General features: G+C 64.1%; 20 protein-coding genes. 8 read left to right on the forward strand and 12 right to left on the reverse strand.

Going from position 1 to position 20,865, the window contains the following annotated elements; translation table 11 throughout:
* The 4 genes from cydB (at position 1) to B6V75_RS17150 (ending at position 3,230) form a co-directional block, all read left to right on the forward strand.
* On the forward strand, positions 1–1,164 hold the full coding sequence (gene cydB / locus B6V75_RS17135) for a cytochrome d ubiquinol oxidase subunit II (protein WP_088720494.1): 1,164 nt from the start codon (positions 1–3) through the stop codon (positions 1,162–1,164).
* 12 nt (positions 1,165–1,176) lie between these two features.
* The gene (cydX, locus tag B6V75_RS17140; RefSeq protein WP_075776874.1) at positions 1,177–1,296 is read left to right on the forward strand and encodes a cytochrome bd-I oxidase subunit CydX; all 120 of its coding nucleotides are present in this window, start codon (positions 1,177–1,179) and stop codon (positions 1,294–1,296) included.
* A 249-nt stretch (positions 1,297–1,545) separates the two neighbouring features.
* The gene (locus B6V75_RS17145; RefSeq protein WP_075776873.1) at positions 1,546–2,304 is read left to right on the forward strand and encodes an electron transfer flavoprotein subunit beta/FixA family protein; all 759 of its coding nucleotides are present in this window, start codon (positions 1,546–1,548) and stop codon (positions 2,302–2,304) included.
* Complete coding sequence (locus B6V75_RS17150; protein WP_078542565.1) at positions 2,304–3,230, forward strand: electron transfer flavoprotein subunit alpha/FixB family protein; 927 nt, start codon at positions 2,304–2,306, stop codon at positions 3,228–3,230. Before B6V75_RS17145 ends, B6V75_RS17150 begins: the two co-directional genes overlap by 1 nt.
* Positions 3,231–3,305: 75 nt before the next feature.
* Here the strand turns inward: B6V75_RS17150 and B6V75_RS17155 are convergent, their stop codons facing one another.
* Positions 3,306–4,127 carry a DUF6473 family protein gene (locus B6V75_RS17155; protein ID WP_088720495.1) on the reverse strand — a complete coding sequence of 274 codons (822 nt, stop codon included), beginning with the start codon at positions 4,125–4,127 and terminating at the stop codon, positions 3,306–3,308.
* 155 nt (positions 4,128–4,282) lie between these two features.
* On the opposite strand from B6V75_RS17155, the gene B6V75_RS17160 reads away from it, so the two are divergent.
* Positions 4,283–5,158: a 3-hydroxybutyryl-CoA dehydrogenase gene (locus tag B6V75_RS17160; RefSeq protein WP_075776870.1), complete on the forward strand. Its 876-nt coding sequence runs from the start codon at positions 4,283–4,285 to the stop codon at positions 5,156–5,158.
* Between the two features lie 270 nt (positions 5,159–5,428).
* On the opposite strand, the gene B6V75_RS17165 is transcribed toward B6V75_RS17160, so the two are convergent.
* From B6V75_RS17165 to B6V75_RS17195, 7 genes are read right to left on the reverse strand one after another with little or no spacing between them, the layout of a single operon-like run.
* The gene (locus B6V75_RS17165; protein ID WP_088720496.1) at positions 5,429–6,289 is read right to left on the reverse strand and encodes a lysophospholipid acyltransferase family protein; all 861 of its coding nucleotides are present in this window, start codon (positions 6,287–6,289) and stop codon (positions 5,429–5,431) included.
* A gap of 32 nt (positions 6,290–6,321) precedes the next feature.
* Positions 6,322–6,594 (reverse strand): HPr family phosphocarrier protein, encoded by a 273-nt coding sequence (locus B6V75_RS17170; protein ID WP_075776868.1) that lies wholly within the window; start codon positions 6,592–6,594, stop codon positions 6,322–6,324.
* The gene (locus B6V75_RS17175) at positions 6,585–6,992 is read right to left on the reverse strand and encodes a PTS fructose transporter subunit IIA (protein ID WP_075776867.1); all 408 of its coding nucleotides are present in this window, start codon (positions 6,990–6,992) and stop codon (positions 6,585–6,587) included. Before B6V75_RS17175 ends, B6V75_RS17170 begins: the two co-directional genes overlap by 10 nt.
* On the reverse strand, positions 6,989–7,918 hold the full coding sequence (rapZ, locus tag B6V75_RS17180; RefSeq protein ID WP_088720497.1) for an RNase adapter RapZ: 930 nt from the start codon (positions 7,916–7,918) through the stop codon (positions 6,989–6,991). Before rapZ ends, B6V75_RS17175 begins: the two co-directional genes overlap by 4 nt.
* Positions 7,909–8,346, reverse strand: a complete 438-nt coding sequence (locus B6V75_RS17185; protein WP_075776865.1) for a serine kinase — start codon at positions 8,344–8,346, stop codon at positions 7,909–7,911. Before B6V75_RS17185 ends, rapZ begins: the two co-directional genes overlap by 10 nt.
* On the reverse strand, positions 8,347–10,095 hold the full coding sequence (locus B6V75_RS17190) for a sensor histidine kinase (protein WP_088720498.1): 1,749 nt from the start codon (positions 10,093–10,095) through the stop codon (positions 8,347–8,349). It lies immediately after the preceding gene.
* A gap of 10 nt (positions 10,096–10,105) precedes the next feature.
* Positions 10,106–10,807, reverse strand: coding sequence for a response regulator transcription factor (locus tag B6V75_RS17195; RefSeq protein WP_075776864.1), 702 nt, complete (start codon positions 10,805–10,807; stop codon positions 10,106–10,108).
* Between the two features lie 366 nt (positions 10,808–11,173).
* Between B6V75_RS17195 and B6V75_RS17200 the strand changes: the two genes are divergently transcribed.
* Together B6V75_RS17200 and B6V75_RS17205 are read left to right on the forward strand one after the other, a co-directional pair.
* Positions 11,174–12,772 carry a phosphoenolpyruvate carboxykinase gene (locus tag B6V75_RS17200; RefSeq protein ID WP_088720499.1) on the forward strand — a complete coding sequence of 533 codons (1,599 nt, stop codon included), beginning with the start codon at positions 11,174–11,176 and terminating at the stop codon, positions 12,770–12,772.
* A 111-nt stretch (positions 12,773–12,883) separates the two neighbouring features.
* Positions 12,884–14,482 (forward strand): phospholipase D family protein, encoded by a 1,599-nt coding sequence (locus tag B6V75_RS17205; RefSeq protein WP_168174507.1) that lies wholly within the window; start codon positions 12,884–12,886, stop codon positions 14,480–14,482.
* Positions 14,483–14,486: 4 nt separating this feature from the next.
* On the opposite strand, the gene rnr is transcribed toward B6V75_RS17205, so the two are convergent.
* The 3 genes from rnr to dapE all read right to left on the reverse strand — a co-directional run bounded on the left by rnr (position 14,487) and on the right by dapE (position 18,513).
* Positions 14,487–16,793: a ribonuclease R gene (rnr, locus tag B6V75_RS17210; protein WP_088720501.1), complete on the reverse strand. Its 2,307-nt coding sequence runs from the start codon at positions 16,791–16,793 to the stop codon at positions 14,487–14,489.
* 164 nt (positions 16,794–16,957) lie between these two features.
* Positions 16,958–17,374, reverse strand: a complete 417-nt coding sequence (locus B6V75_RS17215; RefSeq protein ID WP_088720502.1) for a GNAT family N-acetyltransferase — start codon at positions 17,372–17,374, stop codon at positions 16,958–16,960.
* Positions 17,371–18,513, reverse strand: coding sequence for a succinyl-diaminopimelate desuccinylase (gene dapE, locus B6V75_RS17220; protein ID WP_088720503.1), 1,143 nt, complete (start codon positions 18,511–18,513; stop codon positions 17,371–17,373). Before dapE ends, B6V75_RS17215 begins: the two co-directional genes overlap by 4 nt.
* Before the next feature lie 296 nt (positions 18,514–18,809).
* On the opposite strand from dapE, the gene B6V75_RS17225 reads away from it, so the two are divergent.
* Entirely contained in the window at positions 18,810–19,910 is a 1,101-nt protein-coding gene (locus B6V75_RS17225; protein WP_088720504.1) for a Hint domain-containing protein, read from the forward strand.
* Here B6V75_RS17225 and B6V75_RS17230 read toward each other — a convergent pair.
* Positions 19,907–20,665, reverse strand: a complete 759-nt coding sequence (locus B6V75_RS17230; RefSeq protein WP_088720505.1) for a sulfite exporter TauE/SafE family protein — start codon at positions 20,663–20,665, stop codon at positions 19,907–19,909. The genes B6V75_RS17225 and B6V75_RS17230 overlap by 4 nt on opposite strands.
* Positions 20,666–20,865: the final 200 nt, after the last annotated feature.

Here is a 20,865-nt window from a genome sequence, read left to right on the forward strand (position 1 = left end):
ATGATCCTCTATGAACTTATCCCCCTCGACGTTCTACGCGTCATCTGGTGGCTGCTGCTGGGCGTCCTGCTGATCGGCTTCGCGCTGACCGACGGCTTCGACATGGGCGTGGGCGCACTGCTGCCCTTCGTCGGCAAGAGCGATAGCGAGCGCCGCGTGGCGATCAACACGATCGGCCCGGTCTGGGAAGGCAACCAGGTCTGGTTCATCCTTGGCGGGGGCGCGATCTTCGCGGCCTGGCCACCCCTCTACGCAGTAAGCTTCTCGGGGTTCTACCTCGCGATGTTCCTCGTGCTCGCGGCGCTGATCCTGCGTCCGGTCGGCTTCAAGTATCGCTCGAAGCGCGACTCGGCTGCGTGGCGCAATGGCTGGGACTGGGCGCTCTTCGTGGGCGGCGCGGTTCCGGCACTGATCTTCGGCGTGGCCGTGGGCAACGTGCTGCAAGGCGTGCCCTTCGAGCTCAACGACATGCTGATGCCGCTCTATCCGGGCAACTTCATCATGAAGCTGCTGGGCCTTCTGAACCCCTACGCGCTGCTTGCAGGCGTGGTGTCGCTGTCGATGCTGATGATGCATGGCGCGGCGTGGCTCTCGGTGAAGACCGAAGGCGCGGTGAAAGTCCGCGCGACCGAGATCGGCTCTGTTGCGGGCATGGTGGCCTTCGTTGCCTATATCGTCGCTGGCATCTGGCTCGCCTTCGGGATCAAGGGCTACCACGTCACCTCGGTCGTGCCGGCGAATGGCCCCTCCAACCCGCTTTTCTCGACGGTCGAGCATGGCGGGAGCTGGATGCAGGCCTATGCGGACCGCCCGTGGATCGCGATTGCGCCGATCCTCGGCCTCGCGGGGATCGCCATGGCGGTGCGGGGGCTGCGCGCCGGCCGCGAAGTCTCGACGCTGCTCTGGTCGAAACTGGGCATCTTCGGCGTGATCTCCTCGGTCGGCCTGACGATGTTCCCCTTCATCCTGCCGAGCTCGAAAATGCCCGACGCCTCGCTGACGGTCTGGGACGCCTCGTCCTCCCACCAGACGCTCTTCATCATGCTCATCGCCGCGTTGATCTTCATGCCGCTCATCCTCGCCTATACCGCATGGGTCTATAAGGTTCTGTGGGGCAAGGTGACGGTCGCAGATGTCGAGCGCGACAGCCATACAGCTTATTAAGGAGACAGACAGATGTGGTACTTCGCATGGATCCTCGGACTTCCGCTGGCCGCTCTGGTCGCCGTCGCCAACGCGATGTGGCTCGAGATGCAGAACGACGCGCGGATCGCCGGTGAGCGGCGCCAGGACTGAGCTCGCAGCCGGAAAGCCAAATCAAGGAAAGGCCGTCCCCGGGGCGGCCTTTTTGCCATCGGCGAGACGGTACCGGGGCGACGCAACGGCAATGGGCCCCGACCGCTAGCGCAAACAGTCGAAAAGACGTGACGTTTCAGGGCCAAAACGAGGCGTTTTCCCCCTGTCCCTTCGCCCCGTGCTCTTGTAACAAAATTGCCGAATGAATCCGTTCGCCGCAATTTGGCGGACCAGACAAGGGAGACACGCATGAAGGTCCTGGTACCCGTCAAACGCGTGATCGACTATAACGTGAAAGCTCGCGTGAAAGCGGACGGAAGCGGTGTCGATCTCGCCAATGTCAAAATGTCGATGAACCCGTTCGACGAAATCGCTGTCGAAGAGGCGATCCGTCTGAAGGAGAAGGGCGCCGTCGAAGAGATCGTCGCGGTCTCGATCGGCGTGAAGCAGGCGCAGGAAACGCTGCGCACCGCGCTCGCGATGGGTGCGGACCGTGCGATCCTTGTGGTCGCTGCCGATGACGTGCAAACCGATATCGAGCCGCTGGCCGTCGCCAAGATCCTCGCCAAGGTCGTCGAGGAAGAGCAGCCCGGCATGGTGATCCTCGGCAAGCAGGCGATCGACAACGACATGAACGCGACCGGCCAGATGCTGGCCGCACTTCTGGGCTGGGGTCAGGCGACCTTCGCCTCGGAAGTCGTGGTTGAGGGCGAGGCCGCGAAGGTCACCCGTGAAGTCGACGGCGGTCTGCAGACCATCGAGGTCAAGCTGCCCGCGATCGTCACCACCGACCTTCGTCTGAACGAGCCGCGCTACGCCTCGCTGCCGAACATCATGAAGGCGAAGAAGAAGCCGCTCGACGAGAAAACCGCCGAGGATTACGGCGTCGACGTCTCGCCGCGTCTCGAAGTGGTGAAGGTCACCGAGCCCGAAGCGCGTCAGGCTGGCGAAATGGTGCCGGATGTCGACACGCTGGTTGCGAAACTCAAAGAGAAGGGGGTCGTGTGATGGCCGTTCTGCTGCTGGGTGAAGTGAATGATGGCGAACTGTCGGTCGACGCGACCGCCAAGGCCGTCTCCGCCGCAAAATCGCTGGGCGATGTGACCGTGCTCTGCGCGGGTGCCTCTGCTGCCGCGGCCGGTGAAGCCGCCGCCAAGATCGACGGTGTCGCGAAGGTGCTCGTGGCCGAGGACCCGTCGCTGAGCCACCGTCTGGCGGAGCCGACCGCCGCGCTGATCGTGTCGCTCGCGGGCGATTACTCGCATATCGTGGCGCCTGCCACGACCGATGCGAAGAACGTGATGCCGCGTGTCGCAGCCCTTCTCGACGTGATGGTGATCTCGGATGTCTCCGGCGTCGTCGATGCCGACACGTTCGAGCGCCCGATCTACGCGGGTAACGCGATTCAGACCGTGAAATCGAAGGACGAGAAGAAGGTCATCACCTTCCGCACCTCGACCTTCGACGCCGCCGGCGAAGGCGGTTCGGCTTCGGTCGAGACCGTGGCGATGTCGGACGCGCCCGCCCTGTCGAGCTGGATCGAAGACAAGGTCGCCGAGAGCGATCGTCCGGAGCTGACCTCGGCGAAGATCGTCGTGTCGGGCGGCCGTGGCGTCGGCTCGGAGGAGGACTTCAAGGTGATCGAAGCGCTGGCCGACAAGCTCGGCGCGGCTGTGGGTGCCTCGCGCGCCGCCGTCGACTCGGGCTTCGCGCCGAACGACTGGCAGGTCGGTCAGACCGGCAAGGTCGTGGCACCCGAGCTCTACATCGCCTGCGGCATCTCGGGGGCTATCCAGCACCTCGCCGGCATGAAGGACTCGAAGATCATCGTCGCGATCAACAAGGACGAAGAAGCGCCGATCTTCCAGGTCGCCGATTACGGCCTGGTCGCGGACCTCTTCGACGCCGTTCCGGCGCTGACCGAAAAGCTCTGATCCGCGGAAGGGGCGCTGCCCCCCGCGATAGTGGAACCAAATCGAAAGGGCGGGGAAATCCCCCGCCCTTTCCTGTTAGAGCAATGGCCTCAGAGCAGACGCGAGCGCCGCTGCGATCTCCTCATGCACCAGCGGCCCCGGCACCATTTCCGCGGCTGGTTCCTCAAGCGGCGTGAAGTGCATCCCCGCCGTGCCCGCGCTACGTGCCGCCGCCGAAGGCTTGACCCGGACCACGTCCGACACGAGCGAGCGCAGTGCCTCCACCATGGGTTCGGTGACCATCAACGGCTCGGGCCCAAGATCGTCGCTCCGGGCGGAATCGTTGAACGCCCCGAGCCACAGCAGCAGCTTGCGCCCCTTGATCTTGGCCAGAAGCGCCGTCATCCGTTGCTGCCATGCCTCCTGCAACTCGGCCTCGAGCAGCGTGAATTTCTCGGGCTCGCGTTCTTTCAATGCGCTCAGCATGTGGCGCGTGAAGTTGAACTCGGTGAAATCCACGCCGCGGAAGATCGAGCGCATCAGGCTCGAAGCGCGCAGGAACCGATCGTTGCGGCGCGGATGCACGGCATAAAAGCGGTTGGACATATTCTGCGCCCCGAGCAACTGGATCACCGTGACCCTCGCGGCCTCTGATGCGGCGGCCAGTTGCGGCTCGTGCAGGAACACGTCGATCCCGGCATTCAGATAACCGAAATTCACCACCGGCATCTCCAGCCGCGCCTCGAGTAGCGCGGGCCAGGGATGCTCCACGAACTTGCCATAGGTCTCCGTCCCGCCCATCGCGGCGATGAAATCGCCTTGCAGCGCACGGCGCGGCCCGCGGAACAGCAGTTTGGATTTCCCATATCTGCACGGGAAGTAATCGAGAGCGCCATCGCCCGTATATTCGAAAGCCATTTTCCCACCTCAGTCTGTATTCGACTCGCCCGAGGCCAGAATGCGCCCGAAGTCTTGCCAAACGGCTAATGTTAAAATGATCTCAGCCCTGCGTTTCGCTTGCATGGACCGAGCGGAGAACTATGGTCAGGGCGCAAAACGTGAGAGGGAAAATTATGGCGATCGAGAAAGTGGGCATCGTGGGTGCAGGGCAGATGGGCAACGGGATCGCCCATGTCTTCGCGCTGGCCGGATATGACGTTCTGCTGAACGACATCAGCGACGAGGCGCTGACGAAGGCGATCGCCACGATCACCAAGAACCTCGATCGGCAAGTATCGCGCGGGAAAATCTCGGAAGACGAGAAGAACACCGCGCTGAAGCGGATCACCACGACCACGAAACTGAGCGAACTGGGCCCGACCGATCTGGTCATCGAGGCCGCAACCGAGCGCGAGACCGTCAAGCAGGCGATCTTCGAAGACCTGCTGCCGCATCTCAAGCCGACGACGATCCTGACCTCGAACACCTCGTCGATCTCGATCACCCGGCTTGCCTCGCGCACCGACCGCCCCGAGAAGTTCATGGGCTTCCACTTCATGAACCCGGTGCCGGTAATGCAACTGGTCGAACTGATCCGCGGCATTGCGACCGATCAGGAGACCTACAAGACGCTGCACGAGGTCGTCGAGAAACTCGGCAAGACCGCCGCGTCTGCCGAAGATTTCCCGGCCTTCATCGTGAACCGCATCCTGATGCCGATGATCAACGAGGCGGTCTATACGCTTTATGAAGGCGTGGGGAACGTGCGCTCGATCGACGAGTCGATGAAGCTCGGCGCGAACCATCCGATGGGGCCGCTGGAACTGGCCGACTTCATCGGGCTCGACACCTGCCTCGCGATCATGAACGTGCTGCATGACGGGCTGGCCGATACCAAGTACCGCCCTTGCCCGCTTCTGACGAAATATGTCGAAGCCGGCTGGCTCGGCCGCAAGACCGGGCGCGGCTTCTACGACTATCGCGGCGAAGAGCCGGTGCCGACGCGCTGAGGCGACGGGATCGAGGGGCGCTGCCCCTCGCTCGCGACTTCGTCGCTCCCCCCGGGATATTTGGGGCAGCTGGAAAGCCGCTCAGGCTTTCTTTACCCCGCTCCACTTAAATGGTCTCGCGGAACAGGCGGGACGCCGATCCCCGCGCAGTTGGAAGCGCCCGGCTAGCTCTGATCTAAGAGGCAAAGTCGGGCGTTTTTCTTTCCAAATGGGTCGAATATCCCGGGGAACGGCGGAACCGCGGGGACAGAGCCCTCGCCGTCAGCCGTCTTACAGCGCCAGCGTTTCCGCCCGCAGATCCGCAAGGAACTTGCGCGGGTTCTTCAGGGCCTCGGCAATCTCTTCGGGCCGCTTTGCCGGGCCGATCGCGGGGTTCTGCGGCTTGTTCAGCGCGCGTTTGATCTCGTACAGCAGAAGCCCCTGACGCACCGTCGCGCTCAGCTTGTTGGCGATCTGATAGGCGCGCGAATTCTGCCCCGGGAAGTGGATCGGCAGCACCGAGGCGTTCGACCGGGCGAGCATCTTCGCGGTGAACGGATTCCATTCCTGCTCGATCACCGGGCCCATCAGCGTCTCGGAATGGGCAACCTGCCCCGCAGGGAACAGCACCACAACGCCACCGCGCTTGAGCTGCGCCATGCACGCTGCGCGCATCTTGAGACTGTCTTCGCGGGCATTGGGCTCGTGCGGGAAGGGCACGGGCAGCATGTATTGCTCGACCTCGGGAATCCCGGTCAGCAGCGAGCGGGTAAGGATCAGGAAATCGTCGCGCACTTGGCCGATCAGGTAGGCCAGCACCATCCCGTCCACCAGCCCATGCGGGTGGTTGGCGACAACGACCAACGGCCCCTCCTTCGGGATATGGGCGATCTGTTCAGGTGGCGTCGTGACCTCGATCCCCATCACGTCGAGCGCTTGCGGCCAGAACTCGGCCCCGACCGGGGCGCCGCGCTTCTCGAACTTGCGGATCAGGTGCAGAAGCTGCGCCTTCGCCGTCATCCATTCCAGAGTGCGGATCGTGCCGACCTTGAACGGGTTGGAAAACGTTCCCGCATAGGACAGGCGACGCTTATCATACGGCTTCGATACGGCTTGCGCGGCTTCGATTGCGATGTCGCTCTCTTGGTTCATTGGTCGAACCCCCTCGCTGGGTGCGGAGCGCGTCACATACCTTCGCCGAATTTGTCGGCCACCAATGCCTGAAGCGCATCGGCGAGCTTTTCGGCTTCGGCCCCGCTTGTCGTCACTTCAATAGTGGTTCCACGCGAAGCTGCCAACATCAAAAGCCCCATGATCGAGTCGCCCGAGACCGACTGGCCGTCCTTCGCCACCGTGGCGCGGGCGTCGTGATCCTCGACAACCTCGACGAAACGGGCGGAGGCGCGCGCATGCAGGCCTTTCTCGTTCACGATCTCCAATTCGCGGGTCACGGACATTTCACCACTCCCGCTTGGGCGTTGTAACTGTTGATGTATTTGCGCCCGGCATCGAGCGCGGCCTCGACCGCGGCATGCACGGCGAGGCTGCGCGATTTCGCCAGTTTGATCAGAAGCGGCAGGTTCGCGCCGTAGATGATTTCGCGGTCGCGCGCCTCGCAGGCCATCAGCGACAAGTTGGAAGGCGAGCCGCCGAACATGTCGGTCACAACCACGACACCCGTGCCGTCATCGACCGCATCGGCGGCGGCGCGAATCTCCGCCTGCTTGCCCGCGCGGTCGTGATCATCCTCGATCGTGATGGCACGAATGCCGCGCTGCGGGCCCACGACATGCTCTATAGCGGCGAGATATTCGCGCGCCAGACCACCATGTGCCACGATCACGATACCGATCACGCGCCCGACCTCACCTTCGTTTCTTCGTTCTCGGCATGGCCGAGACGCTCCAATTCCCTATGACGTTTAGACACGCGCCACCCTGCTTCCGCAAGCGCTTTGGCGATGCTCTCGGTCATTGCGACCGAGCGGTGTTGCCCCCCGGTACACCCGAAGCCGACCGAGAGATAGGCCTTGCCCTCCGCGACATAGGCGGGGAGCAGGAACAGAAGCAGATCGAGAACGCGCTGGTGGAACTCGGCAAAGCGGGGATCGGCGGCGACATACTCCGCGACCACCGCGTCGCGCCCGTCGCGCGCGCGCAACCCCGGTTCCCAATGGGGATTGGCGAGGAAGCGGCAATCGAACATCAGATCGAGCCCGCGCTGCACCCCGCGCTTATAGCTGAAGGAATTCACTGTGACCGAGAGCGGCTCGGTGCGGCCCGTGTCGAAGAAACGCCCGACCTCGGCGCGCAGATCATGCGGGCTCATCTCGGAGGTATCGATCAGGACATCGGCGCGCATCCGGATCGGCGAGAGAAGATCCATCTCCTGCGCGATACCGGCGCCGGGGTCTTCCTCGGGCGAAAGCGGATGACGGCGGCGGGTCTCCGAATAGCGCCGTTCGAGCACCTCGGGACGCGCGTCGAGATAGAGCAAGTCGAGATCCAGATCCGGCCGTTTGGTCAGCATATCGACCAGTTCGATCAGCGCCGCAGCCGAGAAATCGCGCCCGCGCACATCGACGCCAAGCGCGACCGGGCCGGTCAGATGGCCCTTGAGAAGGCGCGGTACGAGATTCAGCGGCAGGTTGACGATCGGCTCGTAGCCCAGGTCTTCCAGGGCGCCGATTGCGGTGGTGCGGCCCGCACCTGAGGGGCCGGTCACCAGCACGACGCGCTGGCCAGCCTGTGCCCATACCGGATCGGATCGGGTCACGCCCATCGGCCCCCTTTCAGCCATTGCAGGATTGCCACATCAAGATGACGATGCTGCACGCGCAGCACAAGGGGCAGACTGACCCCCAACATACTGTCTTTTCGACAGGTTGGGAGGCGCGCGGTCTCTTCCCGGTCGAGGTCGACGAGCAGGATGATGCGGGCATGCGACAGGGGATCGGCCCTCAGGATACCGACGCCGCGCGCCTCAATCCGGCCCGCGATCATCTCCGGCGCGCTGGCGATCAGCTCCCCGTTCTCGGCCCGCAGGTCAACCCGGTCGTCGGCTACGAGCGACGCCCCCAGCGCCATCAACCGCAGCGCGAGGAGAGACTTGCCGCTGCCCGACGCGCCGCGAATGAGAACGCCGCGCTCGGGGTCGAGCGCGACGGCACTGGCATGGAGATTGGTCGAGAGGTCGTCCGACCCGGTCATTCAGCTTACCGGCAGGCCCACGACGAAACGCGCGCCCAGAGGATCGGAGGTCCGGTCGGCATCAGTCGGGCGGATATTCTCGGCCCAGATCACGCCGCCATGCGCTTCGACGATCTGCTTGGAGATCGCAAGGCCGAGACCGGAATGGTCGCCGAACTGCCCCTCGGGACGTTCCGAGTAGAAGCGCTTGAACACTTTGGTGAGCGCCTCTTCGGGAATGCCCGGCCCGGTATCCTCGACCACGACCAGCACGCGGTTGTCGCGCTGGCGTGCCCAGACCCGCACCGCGTCCCCCTCTTCGCAGAACGAGGTCGCATTGGTGATCAGGTTCACGAATACCTGGGCCAGACGCGCTTCCAGCCCCGAGATGATCACGGACTGCGACGGCAGATCGGTGATGAAGTCGACACCCTTCTCGCGCGCCTGCTGACCGAGGAACTCGCTGAGGTTCGACACCATCTTGATCAGGTCGAACTGCTCTTCCTCTTCCTTCACCAGCTCGGAATCGAGCCGCGACGCATTGGAGATGTCACTCACCAGACGATCCAGTCTGCGCACGTCGTGATCGATGACTTCGAGAAGACGCGTGCGCTGTTCGTCCTTCTTGACCATATGCAGCGAGGCCACGGCAGAGCGCAGGCTGGCCAGCGGATTCTTGATTTCATGGGCGACGTCGGCGGCGAATTGTTCGTTCGCGTCGATGCGTTCGTATAGCGCGCCGACCATGCCGCGCATTGCGCCCGACAGCCGCCCGATCTCGTCGGGTCGGGCGGTGAGGTCGGGGATGCGCACCCGGGCGGGCGCCATCTTGCGCGCATTCTTGTCGCGCCCGATTTCGGCCGCCGCCGCGAGATCGGAGAGCGGATTTGCGATGGTCGAGGCCAGCACCAGCGACAGGCCGATCGAGACGATGATCGCGATCACGAACATCTGCAGCACCTGCTCGCGCTCGACGCGGACCAGCGCATCGATCTGCCCCGCGACCGAGATCAGGCCCACGACGCCAACGACGCGATCCCCCTGCCGGATCGGCGTGGCGACGGCGAATATTGTCGAGCCCGCCGCGTTCTTCTGAGACGAGATCTTCGTGCGCCCTTCCAGCGCGGAGGGCACCAGATCGCGCACCATATCGAGCGCGCTATCGGCTGCGGTGCCGCCGCCCCGCTCGAACAGGCCGGCGACCGAGTCCCAGATCTGGCCCAGAAAATCGCTGAGCACGGTCGAGCGTTTGTCGAAATTGAGCCCATCGACCTCTTCGACCGGCGCGCGGTCGCCCGTGGTCGTCGTGCCGAGCAATGCAGCACTTGGGTCGAACAGGTAGAGATCGGCGCCCTCGGGCAGCTCCATCCCGCGGATCGTCGCAAGCGGATCGAGCCCGTCGCCCGCCGCCAGATTGACCGGAGCACCCGCGGGCAGCTGCGCCTCGAACACGTCGGCAGCCAGTTGCGCCTCGTTCACGAGCCCGCTTTCGCGTTGCAGCACGAGGCTGTCGCGAAACGGATTGAGGTAAAGCACGCCTGTCACCAGCACGATCATCGCCAACAGGTTGAAGGTGATGATCTTGCGCGCCAGCGGCGAGCGGTTGAGCGAGAACATGGACCGCCGCGCCCGCCCCTTGCGCAGATCGTCATCGACGATATCGGCTGGGCCGACCCAATCCTCGCCGAGCACGACATCCGTTTCCGGCGCGCGACGGGCGAAGTTTGAGGAGCGCTTTCGAGCCAATCCGATCTTCCCGGCAATACTCATCGACGTGGGATCACTCTTCGTTATACCGGTACCCGATGCCGTAGAGTGTCTCGATCGCCGAGAAATCATCGTCGACGCTGCGCATCTTCTTGCGCAGGCGCTTGATGTGGCTGTCGATCGTGCGGTCGTCGACATAGACCTGATCGTCGTAGGCCACGTCCATAAGCTGATCGCGCGACTTCACGAAACCGGGCCGTTGGGCCAACGCCTGAAGCAGCAGGAATTCGGTCACGGTCAGCGTGACATCCTTGCCCTTCCAGGTCACCGCGTGGCGCAGCGGATCCATCTCGAGCGAGCCGCGCACCATCACCTTGGTGTCTTCGGTCGAGGCGACCTCGCCGGTCGAGATCGCTTCCTGCCGGCGCAGCAGCGCGCGGATGCGTTCGACCAGAAGACGCTGCGAGAACGGCTTCTTGACGTAGTCGTCCGCACCCATGCGAAGACCAAGAACCTCGTCGATCTCATCGTCCTTGGAGGTCAGAAAGATCACCGGCATCGCGGTCTTCTGCCGGAGCCGCTGAAGCAGCTCCATGCCGTCCATCCGCGGCATCTTTATATCCAGAACCGCCATGTCGGGGAGGCGTTTGGTAAACGCGTCGAATGCAGCCTGTCCATCGTTATACGTTTCGACATCGTAACCTTCCGCCTCGAGCGTCATCGAGACCGAGGTCAGAATATTGCGGTCGTCATCGACCAGCGCGATTCTCGACATGTCGGAATACCCCTTCACTGCTACTTTATAGTTATTACGCACTTATTCCGCGTTTACGCACATATTCCGCGTTCACTGCCTTCAAATCAACAAAAAGCTGCGAATCACCAAGTTTTCGCGAATCAATAGAGCCAGAATTTCCCAACCTTTGACTAATTTGCCTCACCTTTCCGCGACATTTCGCCGTGATTGCGCTAAACCTCCGGATGGTTGCGCTAACTGCACCCTACCATTCTGTTCCATTGCAAAAATGTCATGCTATAGGCGATCCATCCGGGTAAGATTGTTGCTTGGATCGGCGCTTCGAGGCCCCGACGCGCCGGGAATAACCCTGTGAACGCCGCGCGACGGCATCGGGAGCATCAGATGGACATTGGACGCGTTAACCCCGCGAAACGACTGGAAGATCAAGGCATCGAAGGTCTCGGGAATGTCTATTACAACCTGCTGGAACCGGCGCTGATCCAAGAAGCGATCAAGCGCGACGAAGGCATACTCGGCAAGGGCGGCGCCTTCTACTGCACGACCGGCAAGCACACTGGCCGGTCGCCCAAAGACAAGTTCGTCGTGCGCACCACCTCCGTCGAGGACACCATCTGGTGGGAGAACAACACCCCGATGGAGCCCGACGCCTTTGATCGCCTCCACGCCGACATGCTGGAGCACATGAAGGGCAAGGATTACTTCGTCGAGGACCTCTTCGGCGGCGCCGATCCGGAGCACCGTCTCGACGTGCGCCTGGTGGCCGAGCTTGCATGGCACGGCCTGTTCCTGCGCACCATGCTGCGCCGCCCCGAGCGCGAGGAGCTCGACGCGTTCGATCCGGAATGGACGATCATCAATTGCCCCAGCTTCAAGGCCGACCCCGCGAAGCACGGCTGCCGCTCGGAAACCGTGATCGCGCTGAACTTCGACAAGAAGACGATCCTGATCGGCAACACCGCCTACGCGGGCGAGAACAAGAAGGGCGTTTTCACCCTTCTCAACTACATTCTGCCCGGCGAAGGCGTCATGGCGATGCACTGCTCGGCCAACCACGCGATCGACGATCCCGACGACGCGGCGGTCTTCTTCGGCCTCTCGGGCACGGGCAAGACGACGCTCTCGGCCGACCCCTCGCGCATCCTCGTGGGCGATGACGAACATGGCTGGTCCGACAACGGCATCTTCAACTTCGAGGGCGGTTGCTACGCCAAGACGATCAACCTCTCGAAAGAGGCGGAGCCGGAGATCTACGATACGTGCTCGATGTTCGGCACGGTCATCGAGAACATGGTCTTCGACGAGGAGACGCTGGAGCTGGACTTCAACGACAACTCGATCACCGACAACATGCGCTGCGCCTATCCGCTGCATTACATTCCGAACGCCTCGGATACCGCGATGGCGGGCCAGCCCAAGAACGTGATCATGCTGACCTGCGACGCGTTCGGTGTGCTGCCGCCGATCGCGCGACTGACCCCGGCGCAGGCAATGTATCACTTCCTGTCGGGCTTCACCTCGAAGACGCCGGGCACCGAGGTGGGCGTGGTCGAGCCGATCCCGACCTTCTCGACCTGCTTCGGCGCGCCGTTCATGCCGCGCCGCCCCGAGGTCTACGGCAAGCTGCTGCAGGAGAAGATCCGCGACGTTGGCGCATCCTGCTGGTTGGTCAATACCGGCTGGACCGGCGGCGCCTTCGGCACCGGCTCGCGGATGCCGATCCGGGCGACCCGTGCGCTTCTGAAAGCCGCGCTCGACGGCTCGCTCCACAACGTGCAGTTCCGCAAGGATCCCAACTTCGGCTTCGAGGTTCCGGTCTCGGTCCCGAACGTCTCGGACGTGCTCCTCGATCCGCGCCGCACCTGGGACGACAAGGCCGCCTATGACGCGCAGGCGCAGAAACTGGTCGAGATGTTCTCGGACAATTTCGCGCAATACGTGCCCTACATCGACGACGATGTGAAAGCCGCCGCGATCGGTTGATGCGCTGAACCGGGAACACGAAATATTTAAAGGGGCCGGCGATCACGCCGGCCTTTTTCATGCGCGAAGCCCACTTTCCTAAACCCTTGAACCGCCTACATGATGCCAGCCATGAAACTGGAACTGCTTCATATTCTGGGCTTCGCCCTGCTCGCTGGCCTCATCGCCCTGGCCGGCCTGACTCTGATCGTCGCGAGGCTGTCGCATCGGCGACCGAAAGGGCCCTTCCCCGAGTCGAAGATGCAGATCGCCCCCGAAACCGGCCGCTTTGCCACCGCGCTGCAGGACCGACTTGCGGGGCTCGAAACGAAAAACGCGGTCCAGCTGCTCGCCGATCCGCTCGATGCGCTTGCGGCGCGACTGGAACTCATCGAAGCGGCGGAGGTCTCTCTCGATCTTCAATATTACATCTGGCAGAACGATACTGCGGGCGCGATCATGCTCGGCGCGCTGCGCAGGGCGGCCGGACGCGGAGTCCATGTCCGGCTTCTGATCGACGACAACGGCACCGCCGGGATGGACCGTACGCTGGCCGCGCTCGACGAATTGCCCAATGTCGAGGTGCGCCTCTTCAACCCCTTCCCGATCCGGACCGCGCGGGTTCTCGGCTACCTCTCCGATTTTCGTCGTCTGAACCGCCGGATGCACAACAAGGCGATGATCGCGGATGGAAGGATGGCGATCCTCGGCGGGCGCAATATCGGCGACGACTACTTCAACAGCCTCTCCGAGAGCGGGCTCTACATGGATCTCGACGTTGCCGTCGCAGGGCCCGTTCTGGCGCAGATCGGAAAGCAGTTCGACCTTTACTGGAACGCCCCGCCCGCGATCCCGGCGGAGAAAATGCTGGGTGGCTGCAAGGCAGCGGAAGCCGAAGACATCATCAAGAATGAGGAGGTTCGTCTCTCCGAGCCAGAGGCGAAGCGCTATGCCGCGGACCTGCGGCATCCCGACCGGCTCTCTCGGCTGCTGTCGGGCAAGGCGCCGGTGATCTTCGCCGAGGCGCAGCTGATCTACGACCACCCGTCGAAGATTCACGGGCTTTTGCAGGGGCGCAAGCTGCTCTGGCAATATCTGGTGCGTGCCCTCGGCCAGCCGCTGCAGGAACTGGTGCTGATCACGCCCTATCTCGTGCCGACGCGGACCGGCGTGCGCTATCTCAAGCGGATCGCGAAATCGGGGGCGAAGATCAAGGTGCTGACGAACTCCTATGCCGCAACCGATGTGGCGCTCGTGCATTCGGGCTATGCCCATCGTCGCAAAGGGTTGTTGCGTGCCGGGATCGAGCTTTACGAATACGCCGCCGATGCCGAAGATCGCCGCCCGAACGAGCGTAACCGGCGCGAACGGCTGCTTGGCTCCGACATTCGCGGGACCTCGCCGTTTTCGCGCAACAAGCTTCACGCCAAGGTCTTCGCGGTGGATCGCGCGCGGGTTTTCATCGGCTCGTTCAACTTCGATCCGCGCTCGATGCGTTTGAATACCGAGTTGGGGATCGTGATCGCTGCGCCCGAGATCGCGAGCGAGATCTCCGAGACGTTCAAGGAGTTCATCCCCACCCGCGCATGGCGGCTGCGCCTGACCCGTGCGCAGCAATTGCGCTGGTCGCGGCCCGGTCACGGCGTCCGCAAGCGCGAGCCGGGCGTGCCCTTCTCGCATCGCATCTTCCTGTGGGTGGCGCAGCGTCTGCCGATCGAGTGGATGCTCTAAGACCTCAGCTCTTGCGCGTGCGTTTCACCTTGCGCGCGACCGCCTTCTTCTTGGCAGCGTCGCGGGCCGGTTTGCGCGGTCCCTTGCCGGGCCCTTTGCGCGGCGGGCGGGTGCCGGGACGACGTCCTTTGCGGCGCTTGCCGTCGCCCGAGGGCACCCCCTGCCCTTCGACTTCCAGCAGCTCCAGCATCAGCCCGCCGGTGATCGGCACGGCCTCCGACAGCCGCACCCGGACCCGCTGCCCGATCGTGATAACCATGCCGGTATCGGAGCCCACCAGCTCCTGCGCCTCGCGATCGAAATGGAAGAACTCGCGCCCGATCTCGCGGATCGGGATCAGCCCGTCCGCGCCGGTCTCGTCGAGCTTTACGAAAGCGCCGAATTTCTGCACGCCCGAAATGCGGCCGGTGAACTCGCTGCCCACGCGGTCCGACAGGTAAGCGGCCAGATAGCGGTCGGTCGTGTCGCGTTCGGCCACCATCGAACGGCGCTCGGTATCGGAAATCTGCTTTGCCGTGTCCTCGAGGTTCTCGATATCCCACGCGCTCAGCCCGTCCTTGCCCCAGCCATGGCCGAGGATCAGCGCGCGGTGCACGATCAGGTCGGAATAGCGCCGGATCGGCGAGGTGAAATGCGCGTAGGACCGCAACGCGAGGCCGAAATGGCCATAATTCGTCGGCGCGTAATAGGCCTGTGTCATCGAGCGCAACGTCGAAATGTTGATCAACTCGTCGAACTCGGAGCCCTCGGACTGGCTCAGCAGGTTGTTCAGATGCGCGGTCTGCAGCACCTGCCCCTTCGCCAGCGTGAAGCCCGACGCCTGCGCCACTTCACGCAGGCTCTCGATCTTCTCGAGGCTGGGTTCTTCGTGGACACGATACAGCAGCGGACGGCGCAACTTCTCCAGTTCCTCGGCGGCGGCCACGTTGGCCAGCACCATGAACTCCTCGATCAGCTTATGCGCATCGAGCCGTTCCTTGAACCGGATCGAGGCGACATGGCCATCGTCACCGATCACGATCTGCCGCTCGGGCAGGTCCAGTTCCAGCGGCTGACGGATCGCACGAGCATGCTTGAGCGCCTCGTAAGCCTCGTAGATCGGGTCGATGATCTCCTCGACCATATCCTCGGTCTTCTCGTCCGGGTTGCCGTCGCGCGCGGATTGCACCTGCCCGTATTCGAGCGAGCCGACCGAACGGATCATCCCGCGCGTGAAGCGATGCGAAACCTTCCGCCCTTGCGCGTCGATCTTCATCCGCACCGCCAATACCGCACGGTCCACGTTCTCGTGCAGCGAGCACAGATCGCCCGACAGACGATCCGGCAGCATCGGTACGACGCGGTCGGGGAAATAGGTGGAGTTGCCGCGCTTGCGCGCCTCGCGGTCCAGCTCGGAGCCCGGCGTAACGTAATGCGCCACATCGGCAATCGCCACCCAGATCAGGAAGCCGCCCTCGTTCTTCGGATCCTCATCGCGGATCACCAGTACGGCGTCGTCGCGGTCGCGGGCATCCGCCGGGTCGATCGTGACGAAAGACAGCTTGCGCAGGTCTTCGCGCTCGCCCAGAGGCGCAGGCTCGGCGGCATCGGCCTCGGCCACGACCGCATCGGGAAAATCGTCGGGGATGCCATGCTGATGGATCGCGATGAGCGAGACCGCCTTCGGCGCGGAGGGATCGCCCAGCACCTCGATCACGCGCGCCTTGGGCAGGCCCATGCGGCCGCGCGGCCCGGTCTGTTCAGCCTCGACCAGCTCGCCATCCTTGGCGCCCTGCGTGACCGCCGCCGGCACCTGCCATTCGTTGCCGACCCCCTTGTCGATCGGCATGATCCGCCCGCCCTCGGCATTCTTGCGGAAGATGCCGACGATGCGATGCGAGGCCTGGCCGATCTTGCGGATCAGCCGCGCCTCGTAGCCGTAATCCTCATCCTCGACCGGGGTCAGGCGACCGAGGATACGGTCGCCCTCGGCCAGCGTAGGATCGCCGTCCTTCGGAACGAAGAGAACCAAGGGCGCAGGCCCCTCGCCACTCCATTCCGCAGGTTCGGCCCATTGATCGCCCTGGCTATCCTCGCGCATTACCCGCAGTACCGACACCGGCGGCAGCACATTGGGGTCGCGGAAGTTGCGGCGGCGCTTCTCGATCAGGCCTTCGTCGGCCATGTCCTTGAGAATGCGCTTCAGCTCGATCTTCGCCTGCCCTTTCACACCGAAAGCCCGCGCGATGTCGCGCTTGGCCCCTTGGTCGGGGTTGTCGTTCAGCCAGTCGAGGATCTGCTGGCGCGAGGGGATGGGGGCGGGTTTGCTCATGGGTTTGCCTAACATGGGGCGTGAGGGGCGTCACTCAAAGAGTGGAACGCTATTCGTGGGTGTCGAGGGGCGCGGCCCCCGCGCGCAGGCGCGCAGGGCCCAGGCGGACGAGGCTCTGCCCCCGCGCCGACGCGCCCTCCGGGATATTTTCGCCAAGAGGACGCTCAGAGCGGCTTTTCCATATCGCGATGCGGGATGCCCGCGTCGTCGTAATCCGCGCCATAGGGCACGAAGCCGAGCTTTTCATAGAACGGGATCGCGTAGCTCTGGGCCGAGAGATAGGCGCGGGTACAGCCCATCTCCTCGAACCGCGCGCAGGCCTCGCGCACCAGCGCCGCGCCAAGCCCGGTGCCGCGCGCGGATTTCGCCACGCAGATGCGACCGATCTTGCCGGTCTCACCCTTGCGGATCAGCCGCGCGGTGCCGAGCGGCGTGCCGTTGTCCGTGGCCAGCAGATGGATGGCCTGATCGTCGAGATCGTCCCATTCCTCGGGCTCCGGGATGCCCTGTTCTTCGATGAACACGGCCCGGCGCAGCGCGTGGCAGGGCGTGTAATCGGTGACCGGCTCGATCTTGATCATGCGAAATAGTCTTTCAATATGCGGGCATAGATGCGCGTGAGGGTTTCGATCTGATCGAGCGGGACACGTTCGTCCACCTGATGCATTGTCGCGCCGACGAGGCCGAATTCCACGACCGGGCAGTGATCCTTCACGAAGCGCGCATCCGAGGTGCCGCCCGAGGTGGACAGCTCCGGCGCGCGGCCCGTTTCCGCCTCGACCGATTTCGCGACGAGGTCGACGAAAGGTCCGGGCGGCGTAACGAAGCTTTCGCCCGAGATGTCGGGGTTGAGCGCGATGCGGATGCCGGTCTCGGCGGCGATCTCGTAGGCCATGGCCTCGGCCCAGGCGATCAGCCCCTCGCCGGTATGGGCGTCGTTGAAGCGGATATTCACGGTCGCGCGCGCCTTGGCCGGGATCACGTTATTGGCCGGGTTGCCGCAATCGATGGTGGTGATCTGCAGGCTCGAGGGCTGGAAATGATCGGTCCCGTTATCGAGCGGCTCTGCGGTCATCCGGCCCAGCAGATCGACCAGCGCATGCAGCGGGTTCTTCGCGCGATGCGGATAGGCGGCATGGCCCTGCACGCCCTCGGCCTCGATATAGAAGCTGAGCGAGCCACGCCGCCCGATCTTCATCATCTCGCCCATCTCGTTCGGGCAGGTCGGCTCGCCCACGAGGCAGACCGACATCGCCTCGCCCTCGGCCTTCATCCAATCCAGAAGCGCCCGCGTGCCGTCGCGCCCCGGCCCTTCTTCGTCGCCGGTGATGGCGAGGATCACCGCGCCTTCGGGCGGCCTCTCGGTCACGAAATCGACCGCTGCCGCGGCAAAGGCCGCCACGGCGGTCTTCATGTCGGTCGCGCCCCGCCCCCACATCACACCATCGACGATCTCGGCGCCGAAGGGATCGTGCGTCCAGGCGGCGGCATCGCCCACCGGCACGACATCCGTGTGTCCGTTGAAGCCGAAGCTCTTCGCCGCCCCCTTCGCGCCCCAGCGCGCGTAGAGGTTCGGCGTGCCGTTGCGATCGACGCGCGTGCAGGTGAAGCCCGCCCCGCTCAGCAGCTCTTCGAGCAAGACCAGCGCGCCGCCCTCCTCCGGGGTCACAGAGGGGCAGCGGATCAGATCGGCGCTCAGGCGGATGGGGTCGGTCGTCATGGGCACTCCTTTTCAGCGCTACAGGCTTAGAGTGCCGAAGCCCTAGGGGCAATGGCTGTTGCAGGCCCGCCACCGGGAGCATGTGACGCAGAGACAGGGACTACCCAATGGCAGGTCACGGTGCCATGATATGTCAAAAGTAAAAGCCCGAAATCGGGCGTATCGAGCAGGGCAAAGCCCGGATTCAGACGCAGCAGACCGACGCGCGGCCCTCTCGGGCGGCGTGCGTTTTCCGTGTCGGCTTCCCCGGGCGCGGAGACAGGCATGGGATCAAGGCAGCATTCGGAGCGTCGCAGATGAGGGCGCAACAGGGCTGGATCGGTGCGCAGATCGCGCATCGCGGCGCGGTCATGTTCGACGAGCGCAGACTGCCGGAGTTGCTCGCACGGGGCAGCCTGATGCTCGAATTCACACTGATGCGCGGCGAGCAATCGCCCCTGCCGTTGATCCATCTGCATCAGCGCGAAGGCTGGCGGAATTTCCTCTCGCTCAATCTCGATGTCGACGGGCGGATCGTGCTGGCGCAGCGGCGCGGCGCGGCGGTCCATGCGATCTCCATCGACGCCACGCAGGAGCGGCTGACCGGCGGGCGGATGCGGCTCATTTGGCGCTGGGACGGGCCGGGACGCGAGAGCCTGCTGACGCTGGAGGCGCTCGACCAGCGCACGATCCGACAGCAGGCCGGCGTGGCGCCACTGCCGCTGACCCGTGACGAGGCCGCGGCCCTGCTCGATCCGGCGGGGCCCGCGCGGATCGGGCCGCGCGTCGATTGGCTGGCGCTTGGCGATCATCTGCAACCGATGGGACCGGCGGGCTGCTTCGCCCCCGCGACCCCAATCCAGACGCCGGAGGGCGTGGTGCCTGCCGCGCGGCTGCGCGCGGGCGACCTGGTCGAGACCATCGATGCCGGACCGCAGCCGGTCCTCTGGTCGGGCCGGGTCAGCCTGCCTGCGATCGGGCACCTGCGTCCGGTGAAACTCTGTGCGCCGGTCTTCTCGGCGCGTCAGGACCTCTGGGTCATGCCCCAACACCGCGTGGCGCTGAGCGGGCCGTCGGTAGATTTCATCTTCGGCGAGGACGAGGTGCTGATCGAGGCGCGGTCGCTGGCCGATGGCTGCGCCGCGCTGCAACCCGATTGCCCCGGCGTGCTGGAGTGGCACGGGCTGTTGCTGGGCGGTCATCACCTGCTGATGGCGGATGGCTGCAAGCTGGAGAGCCTGCATATCGGGCGGCTCGCCCGGCAACCGCTTCTGGCGGCGACCACGGCCTTTGCGGGGCTAGTCCGCGAAGGCGGGCTACCGCTCCATCGCAAGCCGGTGCGCAAGATCGTCTCGGGCTATGAGGCGAAGACGCTGGCCTCCGCCCGCCGTCAGGGGCTGCGCCCCTTCGTGGCTTAACCCATCAGCGCGCGGCGCAGCAGGTTCAGTCCGGCCACGCCCAACAAGATCAGCGTCCACCACCGGAACCGCACCGGATCGAGCTGGTCCTGCGCCTTGAAGCCCAGTTTCATCCCCGCCAGCGCGGGCAGGATCATCAACAGCGACAGCGGTATGGTCTGCGCGTTCAGCACGCCCGAGACCAGATGCGAGCCGGTCAGGATGATCGCCCCGGTCAGGAAGACGACGCCGAGGATGCGCACCGCTTCCTGTTTCGGCGCGTCGATCGAGATCAGGTAGATGATCAGCGGCGGCCCCCAGATGCCGGAAATCCCACCATAGAGTCCCGCGATCACGCCCAAGCCCGTCTCGGTCACCGCGCGATGGCGCGTGGGCATCGGAATTTGCCGTCCCGAGATCTGCCAGATCGAGAAGCCGAGGATCGGCGCCCCCAGAAGCGCATACATCAGCGGCTGCGGGATTACATCGACGAGGGTCGCGCTGATCGGGATGAAGATGATGATCATCGCGATGAACAGTCGGTAATTCTTGATCGAGCCCACCGCCGCGCCGACCCCCTGACGGAAAGCCTGCATCACGTTGGTCACCAGCGTCGGCAGGATCAGAAGCGCCAGCGCCTGATGCGGAGGCAGGAACGACGCAAAGCTCGACAGCATGATCATCGGCATCGCGAAGCCGACCGCGCCTTTCACGAAACCCGCGAAAAGCGTGACGCCAAGCGCCGCGAATATCTGCCAAACTTCCATCCCGAACATGCGCACTCCCCTTCGTGTCCCGCATCGCTTCTATCGGGTTACGCGGTGGGATACAGCCGGGAAGCGACGTGAAGTCAGGGGGATACACGACCGCGCCGACAATCTCCGCGACATTATCCGTCGCAATTGTCGCCGCTGGCGAATTTTTATTGCGCTGCGGTTGCGAAGTATCTACACAGGCTGCAACTGCAGAATAAGGA

It is taken from the genome of Thioclava sp. F1Mire-8, from assembly GCF_002213165.1.
In the GTDB taxonomy this organism is placed as follows: Bacteria; Pseudomonadota; Alphaproteobacteria; order Rhodobacterales; family Rhodobacteraceae; genus Thioclava; species Thioclava nitratireducens.

Coding starts and splice junctions, on each gene's coding strand:
- cydB (WP_088720494.1), top strand. CDS start 1: ATGATCCTCTATGAACTTATCCCCCTCGACGTTCTACGCGTCATCTGG.
- cydX (WP_075776874.1), top strand. CDS start 1,177: ATGTGGTACTTCGCATGGATCCTCGGACTTCCGCTGGCCGCTCTGGTC.
- B6V75_RS17145 (WP_075776873.1), top strand. CDS start 1,546: ATGAAGGTCCTGGTACCCGTCAAACGCGTGATCGACTATAACGTGAAA.
- B6V75_RS17150 (WP_078542565.1), top strand. CDS start 2,304: ATGGCCGTTCTGCTGCTGGGTGAAGTGAATGATGGCGAACTGTCGGTC.
- B6V75_RS17155 (WP_088720495.1), bottom strand. CDS start 4,127: ATGGCTTTCGAATATACGGGCGATGGCGCTCTCGATTACTTCCCGTGC.
- B6V75_RS17160 (WP_075776870.1), top strand. CDS start 4,283: ATGGCGATCGAGAAAGTGGGCATCGTGGGTGCAGGGCAGATGGGCAAC.
- B6V75_RS17165 (WP_088720496.1), bottom strand. CDS start 6,289: ATGAACCAAGAGAGCGACATCGCAATCGAAGCCGCGCAAGCCGTATCG.
- B6V75_RS17170 (WP_075776868.1), bottom strand. CDS start 6,594: ATGTCCGTGACCCGCGAATTGGAGATCGTGAACGAGAAAGGCCTGCAT.
- rapZ (WP_088720497.1), bottom strand. CDS start 7,918: ATGGGCGTGACCCGATCCGATCCGGTATGGGCACAGGCTGGCCAGCGC.
- B6V75_RS17185 (WP_075776865.1), bottom strand. CDS start 8,346: ATGACCGGGTCGGACGACCTCTCGACCAATCTCCATGCCAGTGCCGTC.
- B6V75_RS17190 (WP_088720498.1), bottom strand. CDS start 10,095: ATGAGTATTGCCGGGAAGATCGGATTGGCTCGAAAGCGCTCCTCAAAC.
- B6V75_RS17195 (WP_075776864.1), bottom strand. CDS start 10,807: ATGTCGAGAATCGCGCTGGTCGATGACGACCGCAATATTCTGACCTCG.
- B6V75_RS17200 (WP_088720499.1), top strand. CDS start 11,174: ATGGACATTGGACGCGTTAACCCCGCGAAACGACTGGAAGATCAAGGC.
- B6V75_RS17205 (WP_168174507.1), top strand. CDS start 12,884: ATGAAACTGGAACTGCTTCATATTCTGGGCTTCGCCCTGCTCGCTGGC.
- rnr (WP_088720501.1), bottom strand. CDS start 16,793: ATGAGCAAACCCGCCCCCATCCCCTCGCGCCAGCAGATCCTCGACTGG.
- B6V75_RS17215 (WP_088720502.1), bottom strand. CDS start 17,374: ATGATCAAGATCGAGCCGGTCACCGATTACACGCCCTGCCACGCGCTG.
- dapE (WP_088720503.1), bottom strand. CDS start 18,513: ATGACGACCGACCCCATCCGCCTGAGCGCCGATCTGATCCGCTGCCCC.
- B6V75_RS17225 (WP_088720504.1), top strand. CDS start 18,810: ATGAGGGCGCAACAGGGCTGGATCGGTGCGCAGATCGCGCATCGCGGC.
- B6V75_RS17230 (WP_088720505.1), bottom strand. CDS start 20,665: ATGTTCGGGATGGAAGTTTGGCAGATATTCGCGGCGCTTGGCGTCACG.